General features: G+C 68.8%; 22 protein-coding genes. 14 read left to right on the top strand and 8 right to left on the bottom strand.

Annotation, left to right across the window (positions count from 1 at the left end):
- Window positions 1-3 precede the first annotated feature (3 nt).
- The 6 genes from WG922_RS06750 to WG922_RS06775 form a co-directional block, all read right to left on the bottom strand.
- Window positions 4-861, bottom strand: a complete 858-nt coding sequence (locus WG922_RS06750) for a class III extradiol dioxygenase subunit beta (RefSeq protein WP_340281560.1) — start codon at window positions 859-861, stop codon at window positions 4-6.
- Window positions 862-1251, bottom strand: a complete 390-nt coding sequence (gene ligA, locus WG922_RS06755) for a protocatechuate 4,5-dioxygenase subunit alpha (protein ID WP_340281561.1) — start codon at window positions 1249-1251, stop codon at window positions 862-864.
- Window positions 1251-2180, bottom strand: a complete 930-nt coding sequence (locus WG922_RS06760; protein ID WP_340281562.1) for an amidohydrolase family protein — start codon at window positions 2178-2180, stop codon at window positions 1251-1253. The genes ligA and WG922_RS06760 overlap by 1 nt, the downstream gene beginning before the upstream one ends.
- A 15-nt stretch (window positions 2181-2195) precedes the next feature.
- Window positions 2196-2879 (bottom strand): 4-carboxy-4-hydroxy-2-oxoadipate aldolase/oxaloacetate decarboxylase, encoded by a 684-nt coding sequence (gene ligK, locus WG922_RS06765; protein WP_340281563.1) that lies wholly within the window; start codon window positions 2877-2879, stop codon window positions 2196-2198.
- A gap of 2 nt (window positions 2880-2881) precedes the next feature.
- Window positions 2882-3910, bottom strand: a complete 1029-nt coding sequence (locus tag WG922_RS06770) for an amidohydrolase family protein (RefSeq protein WP_340281564.1) — start codon at window positions 3908-3910, stop codon at window positions 2882-2884.
- Between the two features lie 76 nt (window positions 3911-3986).
- On the bottom strand, window positions 3987-4688 hold the full coding sequence (locus WG922_RS06775; protein WP_340281565.1) for a substrate-binding domain-containing protein: 702 nt from the start codon (window positions 4686-4688) through the stop codon (window positions 3987-3989).
- Between the two features lie 108 nt (window positions 4689-4796).
- Here WG922_RS06775 and WG922_RS06780 point away from each other — a divergent pair, with 108 nt between their 5' ends.
- Window positions 4797-5729, top strand: a complete 933-nt coding sequence (locus WG922_RS06780; RefSeq protein WP_340281567.1) for a LysR substrate-binding domain-containing protein — start codon at window positions 4797-4799, stop codon at window positions 5727-5729.
- 82 nt (window positions 5730-5811) lie between these two features.
- Here the strand turns inward: WG922_RS06780 and WG922_RS06785 are convergent, their stop codons facing one another.
- Window positions 5812-7044 (bottom strand): SUMF1/EgtB/PvdO family nonheme iron enzyme, encoded by a 1233-nt coding sequence (locus WG922_RS06785; RefSeq protein ID WP_340281570.1) that lies wholly within the window; start codon window positions 7042-7044, stop codon window positions 5812-5814.
- A gap of 178 nt (window positions 7045-7222) precedes the next feature.
- On the opposite strand from WG922_RS06785, the gene WG922_RS06790 reads away from it, so the two are divergent.
- From WG922_RS06790 to WG922_RS06850, 13 genes are all read left to right on the top strand, one after another.
- Complete coding sequence (locus WG922_RS06790) at window positions 7223-7825, top strand: TRAP transporter small permease subunit (RefSeq protein WP_340281572.1); 603 nt, start codon at window positions 7223-7225, stop codon at window positions 7823-7825.
- Window positions 7826-7827: 2 nt separating this feature from the next.
- Window positions 7828-9588 carry a TRAP transporter large permease gene (locus WG922_RS06795; protein ID WP_340281573.1) on the top strand — a complete coding sequence of 587 codons (1761 nt, stop codon included), beginning with the start codon at window positions 7828-7830 and terminating at the stop codon, window positions 9586-9588.
- 304 nt (window positions 9589-9892) lie between these two features.
- Window positions 9893-10861, top strand: a complete 969-nt coding sequence (locus WG922_RS06800) for a Bug family tripartite tricarboxylate transporter substrate binding protein (protein ID WP_340281574.1) — start codon at window positions 9893-9895, stop codon at window positions 10859-10861.
- 12 nt (window positions 10862-10873) lie between these two features.
- A complete protein-coding gene (locus tag WG922_RS06805; protein WP_340281575.1) occupies window positions 10874-12238 on the top strand; it encodes an aromatic ring-hydroxylating oxygenase subunit alpha in 1365 nt (454 codons plus the stop codon).
- Window positions 12235-12738, top strand: a complete 504-nt coding sequence (locus WG922_RS06810; protein ID WP_340281576.1) for an aromatic-ring-hydroxylating dioxygenase subunit beta — start codon at window positions 12235-12237, stop codon at window positions 12736-12738. Before WG922_RS06805 ends, WG922_RS06810 begins: the two co-directional genes overlap by 4 nt.
- Window positions 12735-14081 (top strand): FAD-dependent oxidoreductase, encoded by a 1347-nt coding sequence (locus tag WG922_RS06815; RefSeq protein ID WP_340281578.1) that lies wholly within the window; start codon window positions 12735-12737, stop codon window positions 14079-14081. The genes WG922_RS06810 and WG922_RS06815 overlap by 4 nt, the downstream gene beginning before the upstream one ends.
- A 403-nt stretch (window positions 14082-14484) precedes the next feature.
- Window positions 14485-17292 (top strand): monovalent cation/H+ antiporter subunit A, encoded by a 2808-nt coding sequence (locus WG922_RS06820; RefSeq protein ID WP_340281580.1) that lies wholly within the window; start codon window positions 14485-14487, stop codon window positions 17290-17292.
- Between the two features lie 8 nt (window positions 17293-17300).
- A complete protein-coding gene (locus WG922_RS06825; RefSeq protein ID WP_340281824.1) occupies window positions 17301-17645 on the top strand; it encodes a Na+/H+ antiporter subunit C in 345 nt (114 codons plus the stop codon).
- Window positions 17642-19240, top strand: a complete 1599-nt coding sequence (locus WG922_RS06830; protein ID WP_340281581.1) for a monovalent cation/H+ antiporter subunit D — start codon at window positions 17642-17644, stop codon at window positions 19238-19240. Before WG922_RS06825 ends, WG922_RS06830 begins: the two co-directional genes overlap by 4 nt.
- Window positions 19237-19764: a Na+/H+ antiporter subunit E gene (locus tag WG922_RS06835; protein WP_340281583.1), complete on the top strand. Its 528-nt coding sequence runs from the start codon at window positions 19237-19239 to the stop codon at window positions 19762-19764. The genes WG922_RS06830 and WG922_RS06835 overlap by 4 nt, the downstream gene beginning before the upstream one ends.
- A complete protein-coding gene (locus tag WG922_RS06840) occupies window positions 19761-20030 on the top strand; it encodes a K+/H+ antiporter subunit F (RefSeq protein WP_340281585.1) in 270 nt (89 codons plus the stop codon). Before WG922_RS06835 ends, WG922_RS06840 begins: the two co-directional genes overlap by 4 nt.
- Window positions 20031-20045: 15 nt before the next feature.
- Window positions 20046-20390, top strand: coding sequence for a Na+/H+ antiporter subunit G (locus WG922_RS06845; RefSeq protein WP_340281587.1), 345 nt, complete (start codon window positions 20046-20048; stop codon window positions 20388-20390).
- Between the two features lie 272 nt (window positions 20391-20662).
- A complete protein-coding gene (locus WG922_RS06850) occupies window positions 20663-20902 on the top strand; it encodes a hypothetical protein (RefSeq protein WP_340281588.1) in 240 nt (79 codons plus the stop codon).
- 309 nt (window positions 20903-21211) lie between these two features.
- Here WG922_RS06850 and WG922_RS06855 read toward each other — a convergent pair whose 3' ends face one another.
- The gene (locus tag WG922_RS06855) at window positions 21212-22291 is read right to left on the bottom strand and encodes a TRAP transporter substrate-binding protein (protein ID WP_340281590.1); all 1080 of its coding nucleotides are present in this window, start codon (window positions 22289-22291) and stop codon (window positions 21212-21214) included.
- Window positions 22292-22369: the final 78 nt, after the last annotated feature.

The raw sequence follows: 22369 nt of genomic DNA on the forward strand, positions 1-22369 counted from the left end.
CGCTCAGGCCGTCTCTTCCAGGATCAGGTGGCCCACCGCCGTGTTCGAGGCGGGCACGTGGTAGAAGCGGTGCGCCAGTTTGGGCGCCGGCTTGCCTGCCAGGTCGCCCATGGCGCCGCGCGCGATCAGCCACATCACCAGCTCGATGCCTTCGGAGCCGGCTTCGCGCACGTAATCGATGTGCGGCTTCCTGGCCAGACCCTCCGGGTCCGAGATCAGGCGATCGAGGAAGTCGTTGTCGAACTCCTTGTTGATCAGGCCGGCGCGCGGGCCCTGGAGCTGGTGGCTCATGCCGCCGGTGCCCCAGATCTGCACCTTCAGGTCCTGGTCGAAGGTCTCGACCGCCTTGCGGATCGCCTTGCCGAGGTTCAGGCAACGCTGGCCCGAGGGCACCGGGTACTGCACCACGTTCACCGCAAAGGGAATCACCGGGCACGGCCAGGCCTCGGGCTGGCCGTACATCAGCGACAGCGGCACCGTGAGGCCGTGGTCCACGTCCATCTTGTTGACGATGGTGAGGTCGAAATCCTGCTGGATCACCGACTGCGCGATGTGCGCGGCCAGCTCGGGATGGCCCTGCACTGTGGGCACGGGGCGCGGGCCCCAGCCTTCGTCGGCGGACTTGAACTCGGCGGCCGTGCCGATCGCGAAGGTCGGGATGAAGTCCAGGCTGAAGGCGGTGGCGTGGTCGTTGTAGACCAGGAAGATCACGTCGGGCGGGTTCTCCTTGATCCAGCGCTTGGAGAAGTCATAACCGGCAAAAAGCGGTTGCCAGTAGGCCTCGCCGGTCTTGCCCATGTCGAGCGCCGCGCCGATGGCCGGCACGTGCGAGGTGTAGACGCTGGCTTGAATGCGTGCCATTTACTTGTCCTCTCCGGCGCGACGATTGCCCTGGGGCGAGCGGCCGCCACCGATCATCATGTTGCGATATTCCTCTTCGGTCATGCCCGTCATGCTGCCGGCCATCTGCTGGAAGCTCTTGCCGTCGGTGGCGCCGATCTTGGCCAAAAAATAGATGTTGCCCCCCAGGGAGATGCAGCGGTTCAGGTCGCGGTCGAGCACGGCCTGCTTCTGCTCCTCTGTCATCGCCCACTCGTCGAGATAGGCCCGCTCGTTCGCCTTGAAGCGTTCGCGGTTTTCGGCCTTCATGAGTGACATGCAGAACTGGTTGAGCCAGTAGCCCTTGCGGCTCTGGTCGGCGTCGAAGATGGTCGTGCCGGGCACGTCCAGGTAAGGTTTTTCCAGTGGCATCACTCGCTCCAGTACAGACGCATGGGATTGTCCACCAGCAGCTTGCGCTGCAGCTCGGGCGTGGGGGCAATGTGCGGGATGAAATCGACCAGCAGGCCGTCGTCGGGCATGTGGTCCTTAAGGTTGGGATGGGGCCAGTCGGTGCCCCACAGCACGCGGTCGGGGAAGCTCTCGACCACTTTGCGGGCGAACGGCACCACGTCCCGATAGGGGTTGCGCTCGCCGTTCAGTGCGGGCGGACCGCTCACCGAGAGACGCTCGGGGCAGCTCACCTTGCTCCACACGTTGTCGTGCTCGCGCAGGAAGCGCAGGAACAGCTCGAACTCGGGCCCGTCGACAGGCTTGCTCACGTCCGGGCGGCCCATGTGGTCCACCACCACCGTGGTGGGCAGGCTGGTGAAGAAGTCCCACAGCTCGGGCAGGTCCACCGCCTCGAAGTAGATCACCACGTGCCAGCCCAGTGGGGCGATGCGCGCGGCAATCTCCATCAGTTCGTCCTTGGGCGTGAAATCGACCAGCCGCTTGACGAAGTTGAAGCGCACGCCGCGCACGCCCGCCTCGTGCATGGCCTGCAACTCGGCGTCGCTCACGCTGCGCCGCACCGTGGCCACGCCGCGCGCCTTGCCGCCCGAGCGCTCCAGCGCATCGACCAGAGCACGGTTGTCCGCGCCGTGGCAGGTGGCCTGCACGATCACGTTGCGCTCGAAGCCCAGGTGGTCGCGCAGCGCGAAGAGCTGCTCCGCGCTCGCATCGCAGGGCGTGTACTTGCGCTCGGGCGCATACGGAAACTGCGCACCCGGCCCGAAGACGTGGCAGTGCGCATCCACGCTGCCCGCGGGCAACGTGAACCGCGGCTTGCTCGGCCCCTCGTACCAGTCGAGCCAGCCTGGAGTCTTGGTGAAGTCGCCGGAGGTGGGCTTGTCGGACATCTGCAGTGCTTCCGTTCAGTCGATGTAGCGCAGCCCGGCCTTTTCGAGCGGCTCGCGCATCTTGTACATGTCCAGGCCCAGCACGCCGGACGCCAGCTTGGCGCGCTTTTCGCCCTCGTTGGCTTCGCGCGCGGCGGCGGCTTCGAGCACCTTGCGGGCGCTGGCCGCGGGCACGACCACCACACCGTCGTCGTCGGCCACGACCACGTCGCCCGGGGTGACGATCATGCCGGCGCACACCACGGGGATGTTCACCGAGCCCAGCGTGGCCTTGATGGTGCCCTTGCTGCTGATGGCGCGGCTCCAGACGGGGAAGTTCATCTCGGTGAGCGTCTTCACGTCGCGCACACCGCCGTCGATCACGAGCGCCCGCGCGCCGCGCGCCTGGAAGGACGTCGCCAGCAGGTCGCCGAAGAAGCCGTCGGTGTTCTCGGCCGTAACGGCCGCCACCACGATGTCGCCCGGCCGGATCTGCTCGGCGACCACGTGCATCATCCAGTTGTCGCCCGGGTGCAGCAGCACCGTGACGGCCGTGCCGGAGACCTGCGCGCCAGCGTAGATCGGGCGCATGTAGGGCTTCATGAGCCCCACGCGGCCCATGGCTTCGTGCACGGTGGCCGATCCGAACTTCGCCAGGCCGTCGGCCGCCTCGCGGTCGGCCCGCTGGATGTTGCGATACACAACGCCGAGTTCGTACATGGTCAGAGTCCTTTCGAGGAGAGAAGCGCGTCCAGGCGCGGGAAGACCCGGCGGGCGTTGCCCTCGTAGATCTGGTGGCGGTCTTCGGCGCTCAGGATCTTCGAGGCCTCGATGTAGCGCTTGGTGTCGTCGTAGTAGTGCCCGCTCTCGGGGTCGATGCCGCGCACCGCACCGATCATCTCCGAGGCGAACAGCACGTTCCTGACCGGGATCACGGTGTTGAGCAGATCGATCCCCGGCTGGTGGTAGACGCAGGTGTCGAAGAAGATGTTGTTCATCACGTGCTCGGCCAGCAGCGGCTTTTTCATCTCCTGCGCCAGGCCTCGGAAGCGCCCCCAGTGGTAGGGCACGGCGCCGCCGCCGTGCGGAATCAGGAACTTCAGCGTCGGGAAATCCTTGAACAGATCGCCCTGCACGCACTGCATGAAGGCCGTGGTGTCGGCGTTGAGGTAGTGCGCGCCCGTGGTGTGGAAGCACGGGTTGCAGCTGGTGGAGACGTGGATCATCGCCGGCAGGTCGTACTCGACCAACTTCTCGTAGATGGGCCACCAGTGGCGGTCCGTCAGCGGCGGACTGGTCCAGTGACCGCCCGAGGGGTCGGGGTTGAGGTTGATGCCGACGGCGCCGTACTCCTTGACGCACTTCTCCAGCTCGGCAATGCAGGTGGCCGGATCGACCCCGGGCGATTGCGGCAGCATGGCGACCGGCACGAAATGCTCGGGAAAGAGGCGGCTGACCCGATAGACGAGCTCGTTGCAGATGCCAGCCCAGGTGGCCGACACGTTGAAGTCGCCGATGTGGTGCGCCATGAAGCTCGCGCGCGGCGAGAACAGCGTCAGGTCGCTGCCGCGCTCCTTCATCAGGCGCAGCTGGTTGGTCTCGATCGCTTCGCGCAGCTCGTCGTCGCTGATCTTCAGCTGCGAGGGTTTCGGCATGGCCGACGGGTCCTTGATGCCGGCGATCTGCTGGTTGCGCCAGTCTTCCAGCGCCTTGGGTGCCGTGGTGAAGTGCCCGTGGCAGTCAATGATCATGGTGGGTTCGCTCCTGGTGTGCTGGTTCGTGTGTTCGGTCTGGCAATCGTTCGCGTGCTTCGTTCGCGAGCTTCGTTCAGGCGGGCTCCATCCCCTGGCGCCGCTTGGCGTCGTCGCAGGCGGGCGAGCGCATGAAGGCCAGCGCATCGCGCACCGCCTCGGCACGCCCGGTGGCGGTGCACACGCCCCCCGAGAACACGGTGGTGATCTGGATCTGCGGCGGCAGCGGCCCGACCACCGCGATGCCGTCGAGGTGGATCAGCTCGCTGAGCTGCTGAAATCCCAGTTCGGCCTCGCCGCTCGCCACCAGCGACCCCACCGGCACGCCTGGGGGCGCCTGCACGATGCGCGGCGCGATCCGCTCGGCAATGCCCCAGCGCTCGAACAACCGCGCCAGCGCCACGCCGCTCGGGCCGGTCGAATAGCTCAGGGTGCGCGCCGCCAGCACGGCCTCGCGCACCGCCGCCTCCGAAGACAGGTCCGGCTGTGCGGCGCCTGCCCGCACCGCGACGGCGACGCCGGAGCGCACCAGATCGACCTTGCTGCCGGCCTCGATGCGTCCGGCAGCCTCCAGCTTGTCGAGCGCGTCCGACGCGAGCACCACCACGTCGAAGGGCTCGCCGCCCTGCACGCGCTTGGCCGCATCGACGCCGCCGACCGACTCGAACTCGATGCGCAGCGCGCAGCGCTGCTGGAACTGCTCGACCAGTTCGGCGAGCAACTGGCGCGTGGCCATCGACGAGATGCCCCGCAGGGGCGCGTTGGCGGCTGTTTGCATAACCCGTCATTCTGAGTCGGCGTCTGGCACTGCGGAAGCCGCCCGCACGACTACCAGCTATAACCGATCGGCATAATTGCCGGCTAGCTATTCCTCAGGCGCAGGGAGATGGACCTCAAGCAGATCGCCTATTTCGTGCGGGTCGCCGAGCTCGGCAGCTTCACCCGTGCCGCCGTGGCGCTCGATGTGGCGCAGCCCGCCCTCAGCCGCCAGATCCGGCTGCTCGAGGTCGAACTGCGCCAGGCGCTGCTGGTGCGCAACGGCCGTGGCGCCGTCCCGACCGAGGCGGGCAAGCTGCTGCTGGCGCACGGCCGAGGCATCCTGCACCAGGTCGAGCGCGCCCGCGAAGAGCTCGGGCGCGTGCGCGGCCAGCTCGCCGGGCGGGTGGCGCTCGGCCTGCCGCCCAGCATCGCCAAGGCGCTCGCCGTCCCGCTGATCCGCGAGTTCGGCCGGCGGATGCCGGAAGCCAGTCTTTCGATCATCGAAGGCCTGTCCAGCGGCATGCGTGAATCGCTGGCCAACGGCCGGCTCGACATCGCGCTCGTGTACAACGCCGCGCCCGGCCCGGATGTCGAGCTCACGCCGCTCGTCGATGAGCCGCTCTATCTCGTGCGCGCGCGCGGCAGCGGCACCCGCGGCGCAGCCCGTTCGCTGCCGATGCGAGAGCTCGCGGAGCTTCCGCTGGTGATCCCCAGCCGGCCGAACGCCATCCGCATGCAGGTGGAGGCAGCCTTGGCCGACCTCGGGCTGCGCCCGCGCATCGCGCTGGAGATCGATGCCGTCGCCGCCATCCTGGAGCTGGTCGCCGACGGCGCCGGCAATGCGGTGCTGACCCGCAATGCCGTGCAGTCGTCGGGGCGGCCACAGGCCTTCGACATGCGCGCGATCGGCACGCCGCGCCTGCGCAGCCGGCTCTCTACGGCCGTGAGTTCCCAGCGCCCCGGCACCTTGACGCAGCACGCCACGCTGGAGCTGATAGGACGCATGGCACCGGCGCTGCTGGGAGATCCGGCTCCCGCGGCAGACGGCGGCGCAGCCTGACCAGACGAACCGCCAAGCCAAGCCAAGCCAAGCCAAGCCAAGGAGCCGAGCCGAAGCCGAAGCCGAAGCGGCCTCTACCGCCTCACAACGCGCAGGTGCGAAAGCCGACGAAGTCCTGGTCGTGCTCGGGCATGGCGAAGGCCCGGGCCTTGGGATGCTTCATGCGCGCGCGGGTCGCGAGGCTCGCGGCGCGCCGCACGCGCGCACGCCCCCAGCCGGGCGTCGGATCGAACAGCGTCCCGTCGGCCCACGCAGGCGCGACGTACCCATCCCAGGGACGCAGCAGGTCGAGCGTCCACTCGTGCACCTCGCCCCAGCGGAAACCCCGCTGCGCCGCGAGATGCGCGGCCACCTCCCACTCGGCCTCGGTCGGCAGGCGCCGCCCGGCCCAGCGCGCCCATGCATCGGCCTCCCACCAGCTCACATGCATCACAGCCTGCCCCCCAGCTCGTCGCAAGGGCACGCCGAACCACGACTGCAAGACCGCGCCGCTGCGCACGCCGATCTCCTCGACGTGGCGCGGCGCGCGCCGGCCCTCCTGCTGCAGCCAGGCCCAGCCGGCCGGCCGCCAGAGTTCCGGCCGGTCGTAGCCGCCGTCGGCCACGAACTCGACGTACTGGGACCAGGTGACCGGCTGCGCGTCGATCTCGAATTCCGGCACCGCCACCTCGTGAGCCGGCCGCTCCAGCGGAAACGCGAAGCCCGGCCCGTCATAGCCCATGCGCCAGCGCAGCGCCGGCATCCACAACGCATCGCGCAGGCCGGCCGGCTCGGGCGCGGCCACGGGCAGCCGCAGCCCGGCTTGCTGTGCCAGCACGAGCAGTTGCTCGCTGCGGGCATCCTCGTGGAACAGGGCAGCGCGGTGCAGTTCCAGGTCCTCGTCGCCTTCCTCGGCATCCGACAGCAGCTCGAGCGTCCGGTCGAGCGTCGCCAGAAGCCAGCCGCGCGTCGCGGACGCGTCGGGCAGCAAGCCCGGACTGCGCGGTGCCGCCGCCATATGCCGGATGTCGAACACCGCGTCGGCGCCGGGAAGGCCGGCGGTCCGCCGCTCGCGCAGCGCGGCGCCAGTCTCGCCAGGCGCCAACTCCGGGAGGCGCAGCAGCCACCATTCGGCCAGCCAGCCGACATGCCCGGCGATCCAACGAGCCTGCGCCGCCTCGCCTTCGGGCGGCGCGATGCCGTCGATCACGGCCTGTTCCCAGACGCCGAGAAGCTGCAGGGTGTGGTTGCGCGCGTCCATCAACGCGAGCGACAGCAGCTCGCGTCCGGCACAGCGCATGGTGGGCGTATCGATCGCGGCGGGCGGCAGGGGCATGCGGTTTGGTACCGACAATCGGGGTTGGGACGCGAGCGGTCGCTGGCCCGGCGGGTCTCCGGTGTGGGGAAAAGGCGTTTTTGTCAGAAATCGTTCAGTCGGAGCCGCTTCGCCACGGCAGACTCGCCGGTTACCCTCACCTTACCAAACCTGACAACACTCCCCGGAGACTCCGCACATGACTGTGCTCCTCGCCCTCTCGGGCTTCATCGACCGGCTCAACACCTGGGTGGGCAGGCTGGCGATGTGGCTGGTACTGGCCACCACCCTCATCAGCGCCGGCAATGCCATCGTGCGCAAGGCCTTCGATTCCAGTTCGAACGCCCTGCTCGAGATCCAGTGGTACCTGTTCGCGGCGGTCTTCATGCTCGCCGCCGGTTACGTGCTCCTGCAGAACGCCCACGTGCGCATCGACTTCGTCGCCTCGCGCCTGAGCGCCCGCACGCGCAACTGGATCGATGTCGCCGGCATCCTGGTCGTCCTGGCGCCCTTCTGCCTCATCTGCATCTATCTCAGCTGGCCGCTCTTCGTGAACGCCTACAACTCGGGCGAGATGTCGTCCAACGCCGGCGGCCTGATCCGCTGGCCCGTCTACATGCTGGTGCCGCTCGGGTTCGGGCTGCTGCTGCTGCAGGGCCTGTCGGAGCTGGTCAAGCGCATCGCCTTTCTGCGCGGCGTCGGTCCGGACACCCTCGCCACCCATGAACCCGAACCCGACCAGGTCGCCCACGAACTGGCGGGACAGACCGAAACGCGGGCCCCCGCGCACGGAGACAAGTGACCATGATCGAACTGATCACCCAGAACTTCGTGCCCTTGATGTTCGGGGGGCTGCTCGCCTTCCTGCTCACGGGTTTTCCGGTCGCATTCGCGCTCGCAGCCACCGGCCTGGCTTTCGGCTTCCTGGGCATGGAACTCGGCCTGTTCCCGCCGACGCTGTTCCAGGCGCTGCCGCTGCGCATCTTCGGCATCATGCAGAACGACACCCTGCTGGCCATCCCCTTCTTCACCTTCATGGGGATCATCCTGGAGAAATCCGGGATGGCAGAGGACCTTCTTGAGACCGTCGGTCAGGTGTTCGGGCCTTTGCGCGGCGGGCTGGCCATTGCAGTCATTCTGGTCGGCGCGCTGCTCGCCGCCACCACCGGCGTGGTGGCCGCCGCCGTCATTTCCATGGGCCTGATCTCGCTGCCCATCATGCTGCGCTATGGCTACAACCGGGCCATCGCCACGGGCGTGATCACGGCATCGGGAACGCTCGCCCAGGCCATTCCGCCCTCGCTGGTGCTGATCGTGCTGGCCGACCAGCTCGGACGGTCTGTCGGCGACATGTACCAGGGCGCGCTGATCCCGGGGCTGATGCTGGTCGGTCTGTACATCCTCTTCGTGGTGGTGGCCGCGATCTTCGCGCCCAAGGCCGTGCCGGCGCTGCCGCCCGAAGCGCGCATCTACCGTGAGCGCAACGGCAGCTCGGGCCATGCGTCGCTGCTGGTGCTGCTCGGCATCGCCACGGCCGTCGGCGTTGCCTGGTCGCGCATGCACGACAGCCTGATGTCCTCCTGGCTCGAGCGTTCGACGGCCAGCCCCGGCGACGAAGTCCTCATCATGTCCATGACGGTCGCATCACTGACTGCGCTGGTGCTGTCGCTGGCCAACCGCCTGTCGGGAATGAACCTGCTCTCCCGGCTGGCCGAGCAGGTCACCTTCGTGCTGATGCCGCCGCTCATCCTGATCTTCCTGGTGCTGGGCACCATCTTCCTGGGCGTCGCGACGCCCACCGAAGGCGGCGCCATGGGCGCGCTGGGCGCACTGATCCTGGCGATCGGCAAGCGGCGCCTGTCCTTCGGGCTGCTCACGCAGGCGCTGGACAGCACCACCCGCCTGGCAACCTTCGTGATGTTCATCCTGGTGGGCTCCACCATTTTCAGCTTCACCTTCAATGCGGCCGACGGCCACATCTGGGTCGAGCACCTGTTCGACCGCATCCCGGGCGGACAGATCGGCTTCCTGATCGTGGTGAACCTGCTGGTGTTCCTGCTGGGGATGTTCATCGACTTCTTCGAGATCGCCTTCATCGTCATTCCGCTGCTGGCGCCGGTGGCCGAGAAGATGGGCATCGACCTCGTGTGGTTCGGCGTGATCCTCGCCATGAACCTGCAGACCTCGTTCCTCACGCCGCCGTTCGGCTTTGCGCTGTTCTACCTGCGCAGCGTCGCCGCCCGCACCGACTACAAGGACCGCATCACCGGGCGCCAGATCCCGGCCGTCACCACCGGGCAGATCTACAAGGGCTCCATCGCCTTCATCGTCCTGCAGGTTGCCATGGTCTCCAGCATCATCGCCTTCCCGCAGCTGGTGTCCGGCAACATCGAGAAGACGAAGAAGCTGAGCGACAAGGAAGTGATGGAGCGGCTGCAGATGCCCGGCTTCGCACCGCCGCCGGTGCCAGGCAGCGTGCCGCAGCTCGACGGACTGCAGCCGCCTCCGCCGCCGGAGCCTGCTGGCGACACGCAAAAAGAGCTCGACGAACTCTTCAAGCGCTGACACGACGCCAGGGTGCCTCTGCCTGCAGGGGCGCCCTGCTCCAATCTGCGCTGCGCGCCCTGCGCTTGGAACCGCCGCCTTTCTCCGCCATTCCTTCTCCGCGCCTCTTCCTGCGCGCCTCCTGTTCCGCGTTCCGGTCCGTCGGCGGGCATGTGCTCCTCGGGTTGCGGCTGCACTCATGTCGTCGGCGCTCCTGCAGCGGGCGGATTCCGCAGGGCGTCCCGGACCGCCGGCTGGCCCCGTTGCGTTGCCGGCTTGCCGTAGACTGATCGACCCGATGTCCTCGGCAGAATCAGGAGACACCTTGAAAACCGCACGCTTCGCCCTTTTCGCGCTCGCCGCAACCTGCAGCCTTGCCAACGCCCAGAGCGCCGACTCGAACTGGCCGCAACAGCCGGTCAAGCTGATCGTCGGCTTCCCCGCCGGCACCTCGCCCGACCTGGTGGCCCGCACCATCTCGGAGCCCCTCTCGAAGTCCCTCGGAACCCCGGTGGTGGTCGAGAACAAGCCCGGCGCCGGCGGCAACATCGGCGTGCAGCAGGTCAACCTCGCGCGAGACGGCCACACCTTCGGCGTCACCACCAACGGCCCGCTCACCACCTCCAAGCAGCTCTATTCGAAGCTGCCCTACGACCCCATCAAGGACATCAAGCCGATCAGCCTGGCCGCCACCAGCCCGCTGGTGCTGGTGACCTCCACCAGCGTGCCGGCGAACAACCTGAAGGAATTCATCGCCTGGGCCAAGCAGAAGCAGGGTGGCGCCACCTACGGCTCGGTGGGGCTGGGCTCGGGCTCGCACCTCACCATGGAGCTGTTCGCCAGCCGCGCCGAGCTGCCCATGGTGCACGTGCCCTACCAGGGCTTCCCCGCCGTCACCAACGCCATCCTCGGCCAGCAGATCGATGCAGCCTTCATGGCGCCCTCCGGCGCGCTGGCGCAGGCCAAGGCGGGCAAGGTCAAGCTGCTGGGCATCACCTCGGCCAAACCGTCGCCGCTGGTGCCCGACGTCCCCACCATCGCCGAGACCCTGCCGAACTTCGAGGCCGAGCTCTGGACGGCCGCCATCGCGCCGGCCAGCATGCCCGAGCCGGTGGCGGCGCGGCTGACCAAGGAGATCAGCGAGATCCTGCAGCGCCCCGAGATCAAGGAAGCGCTTCTGAAGCAGGGCTGGCAGGCCCAGGGCACCGACGCGCAGGGCCTCGTCAAGCGGATCGAGGCCGACACGGGCGTGTGGTCCAAGGTGATCCAGCAGGCCAACGTGAAGGTCGAATAAGGCCCCGCTCGCATGCACCGCGTCGTCACCCCCGAGCGCCTTGCGGCGCTGGTGGACGACCGGCCCGCGGACGGCGTCTTCGCCGTCTCGCGGGAGGTGTTCACCGACCCCGAGCTGTTCGCGCTGGAGATGGCCCATGTGTTCGAGGGCACCTGGCTGTTCCTCGGACTCGAGAGCCAGATCCCGCGGCCGCACGACTTCGTCACGCTGCACATGGGGCGCCAGCCGGTGGTGCTCTCGCGCGATGCGGACGGTCGCATCCGCTGCTTCTACAACAGCTGCCGCCACCGCGGCGCCATGGTGGTGCCCTGGCGTTCCGGCAACCAGCGGGTGCACGTCTGCCGCTACCACGGCTGGACCTTCGACAGCGGCGGCCGCAACGTCGCCGTAGCGCAGGCGCGCGACGGCCAGTACCACGCGGCTTTCGACCGCACCGACCACGACCTGGTGCCGATCGCGCAACTGGAGAGCTATCGCGGCTTCGTCTTCGGCAGCCTCAACCCCGAGGTGCCGACGCTGGCCGAGCACCTGGGGCAGGCGCGCAAGTTCCTCGACCTCGTGGCCGACCAGAGCCCCCACGGCGTCGAGTACCTCCCTGGCAGCATGCACTACACCTTCGACGGCAACTGGAAGCTGCAGCTGGAGAACGGACTCGACTACTACCATTTCTCCTCCACGCACAGCGCCTACATGGACGTGCTGCAGCAGCGCGTGCAGGCCGGCGCCGCGCCGGCTCCTGTGAGCCACGAGGCGCCCGAGGTGCCCGAAGGCGCCGGCAGCTGGTCGCTCGGCAACGGGCACGCCATGATGTATGCGATTCGCAAGCAGGGACGCGTGCACGCGCGCCCCCTGGCCAAGGACCCGGGTGCCGTCGATGAGATCCGCGCCCGCGTCGGCGAGGACGACACGCGCTGGATGCTGCGCCAGCGCAACCTCACCATCTTTCCCAACCTGCAGATCGTCGATATCAGCTCCCAGCAGCTGCGCACCTGGCGCCCGCTGGCCCCCGGCCGCACGGAAATGACCTCGCATTGCCTGGCCCCGGTCGGCGAGGGCGCGCAGGCGCGGGCCATGCGCATCCGCAACTACGAAGACTTCTTCAACCCCGCAGGCCTCGCTTCGTCGGACGACCACCTGATGTACGAGTACCTGCAGTCGGGCTACCAGGCCGTTGCGGCCGGCGAACTGCAAGGGTATGCCCGCGGCCTCGGCACCGGCGTCGTGGCGCAGGACCCCTTCGGCGCCGAGCTGGGCCTGTCGCCTGCCGGCTGGGCCTGGGGGCCGGTGAGCTTCGGCGACGAGACCTGTCTGCACGGCCCCTACCGCGAATGGATGCGCCTGCTGCGGCGCGGGCTGAAACGTGAGGGACACGCGTGAGCACGGACCACGACGCCCGCGCCATCGCCGCCCACCTGCTGGCCCGGGAAGGGCACCTGCTGGACACGCGGCAGTGGGATGCCTGGCTGTCGCTGTACGCCCCCGACTGCAGCTGGTGGGTGCCCAGCTGGCGCGACGAGGACCATCTCGTCGAGGACGTCGAGCGCGAGGTCTCGCTGGCCTGGCACCCTTCGCGCGCGGGCCTCGAAGAGCGGGTGCTGCGCATCCGCACCCGCAAGTCGGTGACCTCGATGCCGCTGCCGCGCACCACCCATCTGAGCTCCAACGTGCTGGCGCAATTCGAGGGCGAGCACACCATCGTCGGCACCGCCAGCTGGCAGGTGCACGACTGGGACCCGCGCCTGGTGCGCGCGCAGCACCGCTTCGGCCGCTACGAGTACACCCTGCGCCTGGACGACACCGCCTGGCGTTTCACGCGCAAGAAGATCATCGTCTGCAACGACCTCTTCCCCGGGGTCGTGGACTTCTACCACCTATGAACTCGAGCTCCCTCTCTGAGCCCGCTCGGCAGACGCCGATCCTGAGCGAATACGACGTCGTCGTCCTCGGCGGCGGCCCGGCCGGCATGGCCGCCGCCGTGGCCGCAGCGCAGGCCGGCCGCAGCACGCTGCTCATCGAACGCTACGGCTTCCTCGGCGGCATGGGCACCGCCGCCGGCGTCACCAATTTCTGCGGCCTGCATGCCAACGTGCACGGCGACATCCGGCAGGTCGTCCACGGCGTGGCCGACGAGCTGCTCGCGCGCATCGATCGCCTCGGCGGGCTCAACGCGCCGCACGCCCTCTTCGGCAAGACCGTGGCGCAGGCCTACGACACGGCGGCCTACAAGATCGCCGCCGACGAGCTGATGCAGTCGGCGGGCGTGCAGGTGCTGTTCCACGCGCTGGCGGCGGGCGTGGTGATGGAGTCGCCGCGAAGGGCGCGTGCCCTGCTGGTGGAGACCAAGTCGGGCCGTGTCGCCGTGGTCGGCCGCGCCTTCGTCGATGCCTCGGGCGACGGCGACCTCGCCGCGTGGGCAGGCGCCGCGTTCGAGAAGGGCGACGGCGCCGGCAACATGCTTTATCCCTCGACCATGTTCCGCATCAACGGCATCGACCCGCAACGCGCGGGCGCGGCCTGGCAGACCATTCCGGGCCTGATGCTGCAGGCCGAGGCGGAAGGCCGCTACCGGTTCCCGCGCAAGACGCCCATCGTGCGCCCGCAAAAGAGCGGAATCGAGTGGAGGGTCAACCTTACGCAGCTCGCCAACGCCGATGGCAACGCCATGGACGGCACCGACGCCCTCGAACTCAGTGCCGCCGAGATGCTGGGACGGCGCCAGATCGCCGAGGTCGCAGGCTTTCTGCGCGAGGTCCCCGGCTTCGAGAACAGCTACATCGTCGATATCGCGCCGCAGGTCGGCATCCGAGAGACACGGCGCGTGCGCGGGCTCTACGAACTCACCGAATCGGACGTGCTGGAGTGCGCGAGCTTCGACGACACCGTGGGCGTAAACGGGTGGCCGCTGGAGCTGCACCTCAAGGGCGACGTCGAGTTTCGCTGGCCCAAGATCCCCGAGAGCCGCGGCTTCAACCACCTGCCCTACCGCATGACCGTGACACCGTCCCTGGACAACGTGTGGGTGGCGGGGCGCTGCGCCTCGATGAGCCACGAAGCGCAGTCCGCCGCGCGCGTCACGGGCGCCTGCTTCGTCATGGGACAGGCGGTCGGGCTCGCAGCCGACCTGGCGCTCGCAGGTGCGCGCCCGGCCGCGGAGGTCGATGTCACGCAGTTGCAGGAGCGGCTGGAGCGCACCGGCGCCTGGCTCGGTCGCATCGAGTAGATCCGCCGCAGCGCGCGGCCGACGCGATTCTGACGATGCCGGCACAAGCCACTGCCGTGCCCGGCGGACGATTGCGCCCCTTGCAGGCGACATCGTGCTCACGGCACTGGCGAAGGGGGTGAATCCTTCGAACCCGTCCGCGGGCACCGCCGCCGCCACCCCATCTGCACCCCACCTGCACCTGCACCCCACCTGCACCTGCACCTGCACCTGCACCTGCTGCAGCAGCAGCAGCAGCAGCAGCAGCAGCAGCAGCAGCAGCAGCAGCGGAACAGCTTGCACCAGGGCACCGCGCTTTCGCCAGCAGCGCTCCCTGTGCACCCATGCACAGCACGTAGACTTCGCGGGTTATGAAAGCCCTTGACGATTTCTCCGCCGATCCGCGCATCGGCTGCCCGACGCCATGAGCGCGTGGCTCGCGGCCGTCATCCTGCTGCCCCTGCTGCCGGGGGTGATCCTCACATACGCGGCGGGCCGCTCACCGCAGGCGGGGCGCCGGCGCGCCGCGGCCTGGGTGGCGGCGGGCATCACGCTGGCCGCGATGGCGCTGCTGCTGGTGCTCGCTCCGGCGGTGTTCGCGGGTGAGACCCTGCTGCTGCAGGCGGCGTGGCTGCCCGACCTGGGCCTGAATATCGGCCTGCGCCTGGACGGACTGGCCCTGATGTTCGCGCTGCTGATCACGTCGGTCGGCGTGCTCATCGTGCTGTACGCGGCCTATTACCTTGGCCCGGACGATCCCGCCGGCAAGTTCTACGCGCTGCTGATGCTGTTCATGGCCGCCATGCTGGGGGTCGTGCTCTCGGACAACCTGCTGCTGCTGGTGGTGTTCTGGGAGCTGACCAGCGTGTCCTCTTTCCTGCTGGTCGGCTACTGGGGCCACCGCGCCGATGCCCGCGCAGGCGCGCGCATGGCCCTCACCGTCACCGGCGGCGGCGGTCTCGCGCTGCTGGCCGGCGTCATCCTGCTCGGCCAGGCCGGCGGCAGCTACGAGCTCTCGGTGCTGCTCGACCGCGGCGACCTGATCCGCGCGCATCCGCAGTACCCGCTGATCCTGGCGCTCGTCCTGGTGGGCTGCTTCACCAAGAGCGCGCAGGTGCCCTTCCACTTCTGGCTGCCCGAAGCCATGGCAGCGCCGACGCCCGTCTCGGCCTACCTGCACTCGGCGACCATGGTGAAAGCGGGCGTGTTCCTGCTCGCGCGTCTCTATCCCGTGATCGGTGGCACCGACACGTTCCAGTTCTGGGTCGCCGGCGCGGGGCTGCTCACGCTGTCCTTCGCCGCCTACGTGGCCGTCTTCAAGCACGATCTCAAGGGCCTGCTCGCCTACTCCACCATCAGCCACCTGGGCCTGCTGGTGTTCCTGCTCGGGCTGAACTCCCCGCTGGCCAAGGTGGCCGCCGTGTTCCACGTGCTGAACCACGCCACCTTCAAGGCATCGCTGTTCATGACCGCCGGCATCATCGACCACGAGACCGGCACGCGCGACATGCGGCGCCTGGGGGGCCTGCGCAGCTTGCTGCCCTGGACGGCCACGCTCGCCATGGTGGCGGCCGCATCGATGGCCGGAATCCCGCTGGCCAACGGCTTTCTCTCCAAGGAAATGTTCTTCAACGAGGCGCTGAGCGCCGGCGTCTCCTGGGGCTACACGGTGCCGGTGATTGCCGTCTTCTTCGGCATCTGCTCCGTCGCGTATTCGGTGCGCTTCATCCACGACGTGTTCTTCCACGGTCCACCGCGCGATCTGCCGAAGGTGCCGCACGAGCCGCCGCTGTTCATGAAGCTGCCGGTCGCGCTGCTGGTCGTCGTCGTCCTGGCGGTCGGCATCCTGCCCGCCGCCACCTTCGGACCGATGGTGCGCGTCGCGGCCGCCGCCGTGCTCAACGAAGCCCCGCCCGAGTACAAGCTCGCGCTGTGGCACGGCTTCAACGTGCCGCTGCTCATGAGCCTGGTGGCGCTGGTCGGCGGCGTGCTGATGTACCTGGGGCTGCAGCGCCGCTACCGCCTGCACCTGCACCACCCTGCGCGCCTGACCGGAAGGCTGCTGTTCACCCATGCCATCGACAGGCTGCGAACCTTCTCGCGACGCGTGACGCACACCATGGAAAACGGCTCGCTGCAGCGCTACCTGACCCTCATGGTGCTCGCGGCGCTGGTGGTGGGCGCGTGGCCGATGCTGCGCGCCGGCGCACCGGTCGCGGCGGGCGACCGCGCCCTGCTGCCGGCCAACCTCCTGGCGATCGTCCTGTGGCTGCTCCTCATCGCGGCCGGGGCCGCCCTGCTGCTCGGCCACCGCCAGCGCCTGCGCGCCGTGGTGCTGGCAGGCGTGATCGGACTGATCACCGCCATCACCTTCGAGTCCTTCTCCGCGCCCGACCTCGCGCTGACGCAGCTCTCGGTGGAAGTCGTCTCCACGGCCTTGCTGCTGATGGGCCTGGCCTTGCTGCCGGCGACCACCCCGCGCGAATCGACTGCGGGGCGCCGGCTGCGCGACGGCTTGCTGGCCGGCGCCGCCGGCACCGGCGTGGCCTGGCTGGCGTGGCTGGTGCTCACCCGCGACCACGATTCGCTGTCCTGGTACTTCCTCGAACAGGCGGTGCCCAAGGGAGGCGGCTCCAACGCGGTAAACGTGATCCTGGTCGATTTCCGCGGCTTCGACACCTTTGGCGAGATCACGGTGCTGGGCATCGCCGCGGTCGGCGTCCTGGCGATGCTGCAGGGCATGCGCGTGCACCGGGCGCCCGGCCTGGCCGGCCAGCCCTGGTCCTTTGCGCAGCCCTCGCTGATGCTGCGCGTGGTGGCGCGCTTCATCCTGCCGCTGGCGCTGGCGAGCACGGCCTACCTGTTCTGGCGCGGCCACAACCTCCCCGGCGGCGGCTTCATCGCCGGCCTCGTGACCGCTGCGGCGGTGGTGCTGCAGTACATGGCGCTGGGCCAGCGCGAAGCCGAAGCCAACCTGGGTGGACAGGCGCAGCGGCGCTTCACCCGATGGATTGCCCTGGGGCTGGGCATCGCCGCTGCCACCGGCATCGGCGCCATGGTCCTGGATCAGCCTTTCCTCACCAGCGCCCACGCGCACCCCCACCTGCCGCTGCTCGGCGATGTCGGGCTGGCCACTGCCGCCCTGTTCGACCTCGGCGTCTACATCACGGTGGTCGGCGCGACCTTGCTGCTGTTCGCCACCCTGGGGGCGGCGAGCCGGGAGCCCGAATGAACCTGAGCATGGAATTCCTCGTCGCCACCGGCCTCGGCTGGGTCACCGCCTGCGGCATCTACCTGATGCTGCGCGGGCGCACCTTCCCACTAGTGCTGGGGCTCACGGTCCTGAGCTACGCCGTCAATGTCTTCATCTTCGTGACCGGACGGCTCTGGGTCGCAGCGCCCCCCATCCTCGCTGCGGGCCAGCCGTCGGCCGACCCCTTGCCCCAGGCGCTGGTGCTCACCGCGATCGTGATCGGATTCGCCACCACCGGGCTGCTGATCGAGATGGCATTGCGCAGTCGCCACGAGTCGGGAACCGACCATGTCGATGGTGTGGAGCCGCCCTCCGGGAAGGCACGGTCATGAGCCCGTTGCTGGCACTCGAATCGCACCTGCCGGTGCTGCCGGTCCTGGTGCCGCTGCTGACCGCGGTACTGCTGCTCGCCCTCGGCGACGGCCTCGACGGGCGCGGCGGCTCGACGGGCCTGCGCACCCTGCTGCGCGCGCGGGTGGTGTCGCTCACCTCCATCGCCCTGTCGCTGGGCATCGCCGTCGCGGTCGCGGTCGATGCCCATGGCGGTGAGTGGCGCGTCTACCGGCTTGGCGCCTGGGAGGCACCCTTCGGCATCGTGCTGGTGGTCGATCGGCTGTCCGCCCTGATGGTGCTGCTGACCCAGGCCGTTGCCCTGCCCGTGGCCGCCTACGCCTGCGCCGGCTGGGACGCGCGCGGGCGCCACTTCCACGCGCTGCTGCAGTTCCAGCTGATGGGCCTGAACGGCGCCTTCCTCACCGGCGACCTGTTCAACCTCTTCGTGTTCTTCGAGGTGCTGCTGATCGCCTCGTACGTGCTGCTGGTGCACGGCCAGGGCCGCGAACGCTTCCAGGTGGGCGTGCCGTACGTCGCGCTCAACCTCGCGGCCTCCGGGCTGTTCCTGATCGGCGTGGCCTTGCTCTACGCCGTCACCGGCACGCTCAACCTGGCCGACCTGGCCGTGCGGGTCGGCAGCGTCACCGGCACCGACGCGGTGCTGCTGCAGGTCGGTGCGCTGCTGCTGCTGGTCGTGTTCGGCTTCAAGGCCGCCCTGCTGCCCCTGCACCTGTGGCTGCCTGCCACCTATGCCGCCACCGGAGCACCCGTGGCGGCGCTCTTCGCCCTGATGACGAAGGTGGGCGTGTACGCGATCGTGCGCGTGCATGGCGTGGTGTTCGGCGAAGGCGCCGGAGAGTCTGCGCTGCTGGTGGCGGGCTGGCTGTTGCCGCTGGCGCTGGCGGGCAGCCTGATCGCCGCGCTGGGCGCCATCGCGTCCACGTCGCTGTCCCGGCTGGTGGCCTGGCTCACGATCGCCTCGGTCGGCAACATCCTGGCGGCCGTGGCGCTGTTCAACGCCGCCGCCTGGTCGGGCGCCATCTACTACACGCTGCACAGCACCATCGTCGTCGCCGGGCTGTTCCTGGTCACCGACCTGCTGGCGCGCGAGCGCGGCGAGGACGCAGACCGGCTCGCCACCACCGCGCCGCTGGCCCAGCCGGCGCTTCTGGGCACGCTGCTGCTGGTGCTCGCGGCCTCGATCATCGGGCTGCCGCCGCTGCCCGGCTTCATCGGCAAGCTGATGATCCTGCAGGCGACCACCGGCCCGGCCGCCCCCTGGGTCTGGACCACCCTGCTGCTGGTCGGTTTCCTGTCCCTGCTGAGCCTGAGCCGCGCGGGCAGCGTCATGTTCTGGAAGGTCACGCCAGAGCCTGCATCGGTGCGCCGTGCCCCCGCGCGCCTGGTCGCCGCCACCATGCTGCTGGTGGCCGCGATGGTCGGCCTGTCGGCGGCCGCCGGGCCGCTCAAGCGCTATACCGATGCCGCCGTCGTGCAGCTGCTGGACCGCGACGGCCTGGCGCGCGCGGTGCTCGGGCCCGCACGGGGTGCCGAGGCCGTGCGCCCCTACCGCCCCACAGGAACCCCGCAATGAATAACCACCACCCTGAAAGCAGCCGAGACCGCGCCGGCCAACGCCGATGGCTCGCGCACCCCGCCCTGTCCGTGGTGATCGCCGTCGTCTGGCTGCTGCTGCAAGGCTCGCTCGATCTGGTGCACCTGCTCTGGGCGGCCATCCTGGGCCTGGTGCTGCCCTGGCTGGTCCATGGCTTCATCGGCGCCGGCAGCCGGCCGCGCGCACCCGGAGCCGCGCTCAAGCTCGCGTTCACCGTGCTCTGGGACATCCTGGTCGCCAACCTCGCCGTGGCGCGCATCGTGCTCAACCCCGCCTCCGCGCCGCAGCCGGCGTGGGTGCGCGTGCCCTACACCCTCACGGAGCCGCGGGGTGTCGCCCTACTGGCGACCATCATCACCAACACCCCGGGCACGGTGTCCTGCGTGGTGGACGAGGCACGCCGCGAGATCCTGGTGCACGCGCTGGACGCACCGCATCCGCAGGCGATCGTGGACGACATCGCGCGGCGCTACGAGCGTCCGCTCAAGGAGATCTTCGGATGATCGGCTGGGCTCTCGATTTCGCTTTGGCGGCGGTCGCACTGGCCGTGGTGCTGACTGCATGGCGCCTTCTCGTCGGACCGGAAACCACCGACCGCGTGCTGGCGCTGGACACGCTCTACATCAACACCGTCGGGCTTGTAATCCTGCTGGGCATGCGCCTGGACAGCACGCTGCTGTTCGAGGCCGCGCTGGTGATCGCCATGCTCGGATTCATCTCCACTGTCGCCCTCGCGCGCTTCATCGCGCGCGGCGACGTCATCGAATAGGAAGGCTGGCTGGCCATGGACATCTCCGCACTGCATCTTCTTGGCGAGGCCGTCGTCGCGCTGCTGCTGGTGGTGGGTGGCGCGTTCATGCTGATCGGCGCGATCGGCTTCGTGCGCTTTCGCGACTTCTTCATGCGGCTGCATGCGCCCACCAAGGCCAGCACGCTCGGCGTCGGCGGGCTGCTGGTGGCCAGCATGGTGTGGCACGGCATGGCGGGCGAGCCGGTCTTGCGGGAACTGCTCATCACGCTCTTCATGTTCGTCACGGCACCGGTGTCGGCAAACCTGCTGGCGCAGGCCGCATTGCACCTGCGCGTGCGCTCGCGCGCTCCGGTGCCGCCCGACCTCGACATGCGCTGATCGCGGGCGGCGCCGCGGCTCTCCTCTGCCTTGGCCGACCGTACCTTGCATGCTTTCAAGCGGCTACTTCGGCGACCCCGGCTGCAAGACTGAGGATGCCCACCCACGCCGGTGGGGCGCTGCTGCGCGCCTGCACCGCCGAGCGGAGGCACCGCAGCCTCGTCAAAGCTGACAGGGACCCTGTCAGCCTTGGCGCAAAGCGATGGACTGCGACGCGGCACACTCGCTGCGCGGGTGGCGCCTGCCGCCGCACATCCCTCTGCACACTCACCATGGACCTGCGCACCGCCCGCCTCTCCAGCCTGCCCCTCTTCACCGGGTTCTCGGGCAGCACCGCATCCACGCAGCGTTCTGCATCGACCACGGCACCGCCGCAGCCGTCGGCCGCCGCCGACCAACCCGATGCTTCCGATGCCGAAACCGACACCAGGGATGGCTCCTGGGCCGGCCGCGTGGTGATCTGGTTCGTGGTGCTTGCCACCCTGATTGGCGTCGGAGTTCCGCTGCTGTAGAGGAGGTGACTTGGCGCGCGGAACGCAGCTGCTCCCTTCCGGACTGGCACGGCCGAAACTCCGACCGGGACAGAAGGGCAACACGGTCGAACAGGACGCCGGCGCCCTGCACGACTTGCCCCCGGCTCGATGGCGAGTCGCTTTCCTTGCACCTCGCAGTTCCTGCATCCGTTCCTGCCCAGGTACCGGCGATGCAGCGATTCCTCTCGCGCTGGGCACGCGGCGCGCCTCGCAACCATGCACCTTCGCCCTCGCCATGAAAAAAGGCCCCCGAAGGGGCCCCGCGCGAAGCACGAACCGTCAGCCGGTTCAGAGCTTCTGCGCCTGCATGAAACGGTCGAAGGTGCCTTCGGTGAAGCGGAACCACAGGTTCTGGTCGGCACGGAAGCTGGCCAGGTCCGCGTAGATCTTGCGGAAGCTCTCGTTCTTCGCGGACGTTTCCTCGTAGATGGCCGCTGCGTGCTTGAACGCCTCGTTCATCATGTCCTGCGGGAAGGGGCGCAGCTTGGCGCCCGATGCCACGAGCTGCTTCAGTGCCACCGGGTTGCGCGCGTCGTAGCGGGCCTGAGTCTCTACGTGAGCCTGCGCCGAGGCGGCCTCGACGATGGCTTTGTTCTCGGCCGACAGCGAGTCCCAGGCTTTCTGGTTGATGAAGAAATCCAGCTCGGCAGAGCCTTCCCAGAAGCCAGGGTAGTAGTAGAACGGTGCGACCTTCACGAAACCGAGCTTCTGGTCGTCGTAAGGACCGACCCACTCGGCTGCGTCGATGGTGCCCTTCTCGAGCGCGGTGTAGACCTCACCACCGGGCAGGTTCTGCGGCACCACGCCCATGCGTTCCATGATGCGGCCCGCGAAGCCGGCGATGCGGAACTTCAGGCCCTTGAGATCCTGGACGCCCTTGATCTCCTTGCGGAACCACCCGCCCATCTGGGCGCCGGTGTTGCCGCAGGGGAAGTTGATCATGTTGTAGCGCGAGTAGAACTCCCGCATCAACTTGCCGCCGTTGCCCTCGACCATCCAGGCGGTCATCTGCCGGCTGTTCAGGCCGAAGGGGATCGCGCAGCCGAGGGTGAACGTCTCATCCTTGCCGAAGAAGTAGTAGGGCGCCGTCTGCACCACTTCGACGGTGCCGTTCTGCACGCCGTCGACCACGCCGAACGCCGGCATCAGCTCGCCGGCCGGGTGCGTCGAGATCTCGAACTTGCCCCCGGACATGGCCCGCACCTGCTTGGCGAAAACCTCGGCGCCGCCGAACAGCGTGTCCAGTGATTTCGGAAAGCTCGAAGCGAGGCGCCAGCGGATGGTGGCCTGGGCGTGCACTGCGGGTGCGACGCCTGCCGCGAGCACGCCGGCGATGCCGGCATTCTTGATGAGGGATCGACGATCCATGGTCTCCAGAGTCCTTCAGGGTGTTGGTCCTGCCTCGCCCGCGAGGCAGTATGCGGAGCGCAAAAGTAACAGGGGCCG

It is taken from the genome of Ramlibacter sp. AN1015 (assembly GCF_037726105.1).
Taxonomy (GTDB): domain Bacteria; phylum Pseudomonadota; class Gammaproteobacteria; order Burkholderiales; family Burkholderiaceae_C; genus Ramlibacter.